The 5,472-nt window shown below is 45.3% G+C and carries 6 protein-coding genes; 3 read left to right on the top strand and 3 right to left on the bottom strand.

The window, feature by feature from the left end:
* On the top strand, positions 1-225 hold a 225-nt coding region (locus tag BCT81_RS10940; RefSeq protein WP_133152604.1), incomplete at its 5' end, for a DUF2867 domain-containing protein.
* A 160-nt stretch (positions 226-385) separates the two neighbouring features.
* Here BCT81_RS10940 and BCT81_RS10935 read toward each other — a convergent pair.
* The 3 genes from BCT81_RS10935 to rsuA all read right to left on the bottom strand — a co-directional run bounded on the left by BCT81_RS10935 (position 386) and on the right by rsuA (position 3,112).
* A complete protein-coding gene (locus BCT81_RS10935) occupies positions 386-1,045 on the bottom strand; it encodes a DUF2913 family protein (protein ID WP_008222810.1) in 660 nt (219 codons plus the stop codon).
* The gene (locus tag BCT81_RS10930; RefSeq protein WP_102424234.1) at positions 1,045-2,262 is read right to left on the bottom strand and encodes a Bcr/CflA family multidrug efflux MFS transporter; all 1,218 of its coding nucleotides are present in this window, start codon (positions 2,260-2,262) and stop codon (positions 1,045-1,047) included. The genes BCT81_RS10935 and BCT81_RS10930 overlap by 1 nt, the downstream gene beginning before the upstream one ends.
* A gap of 154 nt (positions 2,263-2,416) precedes the next feature.
* Complete coding sequence (rsuA, locus tag BCT81_RS10925; RefSeq protein ID WP_008222807.1) at positions 2,417-3,112, bottom strand: 16S rRNA pseudouridine(516) synthase RsuA; 696 nt, start codon at positions 3,110-3,112, stop codon at positions 2,417-2,419.
* 97 nt (positions 3,113-3,209) lie between these two features.
* Here rsuA and BCT81_RS10920 point away from each other — a divergent pair, with 97 nt between their 5' ends.
* Positions 3,210-4,952 carry a DEAD/DEAH box helicase gene (locus tag BCT81_RS10920; protein WP_102424232.1) on the top strand — a complete coding sequence of 581 codons (1,743 nt, stop codon included), beginning with the start codon at positions 3,210-3,212 and terminating at the stop codon, positions 4,950-4,952.
* A 159-nt stretch (positions 4,953-5,111) separates the two neighbouring features.
* A partial coding sequence (locus BCT81_RS10915) for a PepSY domain-containing protein (protein ID WP_102424231.1) occupies positions 5,112-5,472 on the top strand: 361 nt, incomplete at its 3' end.

Below are 5,472 nucleotides of genomic sequence, written 5' to 3'. Positions count from 1 at the left end.
GAAGAGAACCAATTCCTATCGCTGCTATTCGGGATGAAAGGTCCGGGCTTAGGGCGACTGGAAATCACGGTTTCTGATAACGGAGACACACGTGAATTAAACATCACCGCTTGGTGGCACCCTAAAGGCTTCCTAGGATTACTGTATTGGTTCGCAATGATGCCTGCTCATCTATTTATCTTTAAAGGCATGGTGAAAGCGATAGAGAAGCAAGCTAAAAAATAGATGAGAGATGCGGGTAACGAGATGCGAAGAGATTAAAAGCTGATGCGAGATTCGAGTATCGAGATGCGAAGGGATTAAAAGCAGATTCGAGTGACGAGATGAAAAAAGATGCGAGTAAGTGGCTCTTCGTATCACTCCTCTCGCATCTCGTATCTATCCGTTAGCCAACAAAGCTAATTGGGATCTCAGCTAATTGGTTGCCTTGGTTCGCTGGGTACACGATATATTCACCGTGGTACTTCACAGCAGACTTGTAGTCTGTCACTTTGTGAAGCATGAAGCCCGCTTCCATCGCCGCTTGGATAAACTCAGCGTGGTTACCACGAACAAACCAGTTCATCGGCTTAACCATCAACTCACCGTCGAAAGAGTCATCACACTGCTTTCCACATAGCGCGAATGAGTGCTCACCATCGGTAAAGAACTGAATTTTGCCACCTGTGGTTAGCTCATCTTCACTCGATACGCTCCAACCCATCTCGTACATCTTGTCCATAAAGGCTTCAACGTCACTGTCTTTCAGTGCTTTAGGCTCTTCACCTTCTGGGAAGAACTGAGCGTAAAACGCTGAGATTCGCTTAAACGTAAAAGTTAAATCAGAGTTGTTACCCTTTGAACGGCCCTGCTTTTGCCAGCGAACCAAATCAGGCACAACAACACGATCATACGCTTGTGCTTTGATTGCCTTAGTTACCCAGCGAACAAGATATAAGTTGTTCGCGATAGGAGCGTCAATCGCTTTGCCTGACTTGTGTAATGCGTAAAGTTCACCAAGTGCGGTGTTCACAAGCTTCTGAATTTCAATATAGTATTTTGACATTATGCCTTCTTTCCTAATGTCCAATATAGTAATGCTGACAGTATTGCACATGCTGCCATCACCATAGCCATTGGTCCTGCAGTATCACTTGGTAGCATTGCGACGATTGCCCCAACCACAGAACCAGTACCAAATCTTAATGTGCCCGCGAGTGATGATGCAGTACCAGCCATATTCGGGTATCCACTAAGTAGGAGCGCCATTGAGTTACTACCAATGGTAGACAGTGTACCAATAAACAGCATCACGAATGGCACAATACCCCACAGCCCGATATCTAATGACCAGCCGACCAACAAACCTAAACCAGCGAACAACTGAATGGTTAAACCCACTCGAAGCATCGCGTGAGAACCGACTTTCTTCACGATTCGACCATTAATGCTCGTCATCAAGATCATCGCTACGATGTTTAAGCCAAACAGATAACCAAATAGGTCTGGGCGAACGCCATAGATGTCTATGTAAACAAACGAACCAGCGGTTAAGAATGCAAACATTCCCGAGAAAGAAAATGCACCCGAAAAAATCAGGCCCATCGCCGTTGGGTTCTTACATAAACGAGCGTAGTTACGAATCGTGGTTTTGAAGCGCAGTGGTTGCCGGTTCTCTACCGGTAGCGTCTCTGGGATCTTCATCGATACCGCTAAGATTACGATCACCGCAAAAATAGCCAACACCCAGAAGATTGAACGCCAACCAAACCACAATGCCAAGTAACCACCAATCATTGGTGCGATAAGTGGTGCGACCGTCATAACCAAAGTGACGAAGGACATGGTTCTCGCAAAATCTTCACGATCAAACATGTCACGTACCACCGCCTGGATGATGACGGCCGCTGCTGCGCCTGCAAAACCTTGTGCAGTACGAACGTAAGTCAGCGCTTCAATGCCGTGGGTTGTAGCACTCACCACAGAAGCAACAGCAAACAGGAACACACCAATCAAGAGCACAGGCTTGCGTCCATAGCTATCAGCTAATGGGCCATGCAGCAGCTGACCCAACGCAAAACCTGCGGTATAAGCTGTTAGCGTTATCTGTACTTCGCCCGCCGTTACACCAAGATCTTTGGCAATGGTCGGCATCGCAGGCAAGTACATATCGATAGCAAGTGGCGTTAGTGCACCAATTGCACCGAGAATCAAAAACAGTACTAAGCCTAATTGTGGGGTTTCTGGTTGAGAGCTTGGACTCTGTGGGGTAGATGTCTGCATGGTTCTCCGAATGTTTAACTGATAAAACTAGGACCAGCGTGAACACGCAAGTCAAAAGATTGGCTGAGACTTTCCTAGTACCAGTCAACATCATCAGCCGACGCTATCCTTGGTCGGCTTTGCAACGAGAGCGCTATAAATTAATAGCTAAGGGTTACTTCCAGATAGAGTCGACTTCTTCTTGTGTCAGGTAACGGTACTCACCTAACTCTAAAGATTCGTCCATCTCGATTTCACCAATGCGTTCACGGTGTAGTGCTTCTACCTTGTTACCAAGTGCTGCAAACATGCGTTTTACTTGGTGGTATTTTCCTTCGTGAATTGTTAGTAGCACTTCGCGTTCTGCACGCACTTCAAGGTGTGCAGGAAGTGTTAGGCCATCTTCGCTTTTCAGCTGGATGCCTTCTTTGAATTTTTCAACGTAGTCTGGTTCTACTGGATCAACCAACCACACGCGGTACATTTTTTCGCACTTGTGTTTTGGTGCCGTAATACGGTGAGACCATTTACCGTCATCCGTAATCAGAACAAGACCTGTAGTATCAACATCTAGACGCCCTGCAAAGTGCAGCTTGTCCATTTTGATTTCATCAAGCAATTCAAATGCGGTGCGATTTGAGCCATCTTCATGCGAACAAACAAACCCTTCCGGCTTGTACAACATGATGTAACGTGGGCCATGAACATTCAGTTCATTACCTTGCCACTCCACTACACACTGCTCAGTTACTTTAACTGAACCGCTTTTTTGCATGACATCATTCACTGTCACAGTCTTTGTTTTTAATAAGTGTGTTGCTTCTTTTCGAGTAATGCCTAGTGCATCGCACAGAAATTTATCTAAACGCATGAATACCTCAACTAATCTAAGTCGGGTATTATAGTCACCTTTGCTCAATTAGTTGAGCTATTTCACACTATTTGTTCTCCATTTTACAAGACGCGATATGTATACACTCCGCCCATACCAAGCAGACTCAGTAAAATCAGTCATTCACTACTTCAGAAAACACCAAACACCGGCTGTTCTCGTGCTACCAACAGGGGCTGGGAAAAGTTTGGTCATCGCTGAGCTGGCAAGGCTTGCCAAAGGGCGTGTATTGGTACTGGCTCACGTGAAAGAGCTGGTTGAACAAAACCATGAAAAGTATGAAGGTTATGGGTTAAAAGGCTCTATTTTCTCCGCTGGTTTAGGCCGTAAAGAGACCGACCAACAAGTGGTATTCGCGTCGGTTCAATCAGTGGTACGCAACCTCGATTCATTCTCTAACCAATTTTCACTTTTGGTTATCGATGAATGCCACCGAGTACCCGATGAAAAGAACAGTAGCTATCAGAAAGTGATCACTCACTTGCGTGAAAACAACTCGGGCATCAAGGTACTTGGCTTAACGGCAACCCCTTATCGCTTAGGCATGGGGTGGATTTACCAATACCACACTCGTGGGCAAGTGCGCTCGGAAGAACCAAGATTCTTTAGAGACTGTATCTTTGAGTTACCAATTCGCTACCTGCTCGACGAAGGCTTCTTAACACCAGCTCGCATGATAGATGCGCCAGTATTGAGTTATGACTTCTCACAATTAAAACCCGCGAGCACGGGTCGATACAAAGAAGCCGAGCTGGATATGGTGATCGAACAATCAAAACGAGCGACACCACAGATTGTCGATCAGATCATTCACCTCGCCCAAGACAAACTGGGCATCATGGTGTTTGCAGCCACCGTTCGACACGCTCAAGAGATCCTAGGCTTACTACCTGAAGGTGAAGCCGCGATTGTCATTGGTGACACGCCAACACTCGAGCGTGACCAAATCATCAACGATTTCAAAGAACGAAAAATCAAATTCTTGGTCAATGTGTCGGTTTTAACCACTGGCTTTGATGCACCGCATGTCGATTTAATCGCGATTCTTCGCCCAACCGAATCCATCAGTTTGTATCAACAAATCGTTGGCCGGGGTCTGCGTTTGTCTCCAGGCAAAAAAGAATGTTTGGTGCTCGATTACGCAGGTAACAGCTATGATCTCTACCAGCCAGAAGTGGGCGACCCTAAGCCTGATTCTGACAGTGAAATCATCACCATCCCCTGCCCTGCCTGCGGCTTCAATAACAATTTCTGGGGCAAGCTAGACAGCAACGGCTTCTTGCTTGAACATTTTGGCCGTAAATGCCAAGGCTACTTTACCGATGAAGACACTGGTGAGAAAGAGCACTGCAACTATCGCTTCCGCGCCAAATACTGTGGAGAGTGCGGCGCCGACAACGACATTGCAGCGCGTATTTGCCATGAATGTGACGCTACCTTAGTAGACCCAGACAAAAAGTTAAAAGAGGCACTCAATCTAAAAGATGCTTTGGTGTTTGAGTGTTTAGAGATGGACCTTAATGTACTTAAGGACGACAAAGGCAAATCGCAACTTAAAGTCACCTACCGAGGTGAAAACCAAGCGCAAGTCCATGAGTTTTGGTCATTGACCACCAAGAAGCAAAAGCAGAACTTTAAAGATCAGTTTGTTCGCCCTCACCTTGCGGATAGACACAGACCTTTTGAGGAAGCGTCACCGTCGAAAGTGGTTGCTCACCAACATAGATTCCGCCCACCACAATTTGTGATTGCACGTAAAGTTGGACGCTTTTGGAAAATGAGAGACAAGATATTCGAAGACGAGCTTCAGCAACGCTAATGATTACGGTCTTAACACTTGATGGTTAGTCTCCGTGATGTGTTGATGCTACTCGTCATCAAATTTTTAGGTATCAATTTCTCATTATTAATCAGGTTCACTTTCTGTTCAGAATTACTTTTTTATACTGAACGCTATCAACCTTCTCTAGGATTCGCTATGTTTAGTAAAGCTATGATTTCTTTGTTTTCTATAAGCTTAGGCTTATTTGTTTCTGCTGGCGCATGGGCTGACTCACACCATAATGGTCATGAATTAGTGCAGGACGTTCATAAGGCAGGAACCCGCATTGAATTTGAAGAAGACCAAGACGAGGTCTACGAAGCAGTTCGAGAAGGTTATATTCGCCCTTTCTCTGAGATGTATGCAGCGGTAGAAAACGACCTTCATGGTCGAATCATTAAAGTCGAACTAGAAGAAGATGATGATATTTGGGTGTATGAATTAAAAATTAACTACCAAAACAACATCATCAAAGTTGAATACAACGCCGAAACATTAGAAATGCTAAAGATTGAAG

The sequence above is a fragment of the Vibrio sp. 10N.261.52.A1 genome (genome assembly GCF_002876325.1).
GTDB classification, from domain to species: domain Bacteria; phylum Pseudomonadota; class Gammaproteobacteria; order Enterobacterales; family Vibrionaceae; genus Vibrio; species Vibrio chagasii.
The sequence above is the reverse complement of the archived record's forward strand: the minus strand, read 5'-3'. Positions and strand labels throughout refer to the sequence as shown.

Bases quoted from the DNA above. Each gene is read 5' to 3' on its own strand.
- BCT81_RS10930 (WP_102424234.1), bottom strand. From the start codon at position 2,262: ATGCAGACATCTACCCCACAGAGTCCAAGCTCTCAACCAGAAACCCCA.
- BCT81_RS10920 (WP_102424232.1), top strand. From the start codon at position 3,210: ATGTATACACTCCGCCCATACCAAGCAGACTCAGTAAAATCAGTCATT.
- rsuA (WP_008222807.1), bottom strand. From the start codon at position 3,112: ATGCGTTTAGATAAATTTCTGTGCGATGCACTAGGCATTACTCGAAAA.
- BCT81_RS10935 (WP_008222810.1), bottom strand. From the start codon at position 1,045: ATGTCAAAATACTATATTGAAATTCAGAAGCTTGTGAACACCGCACTT.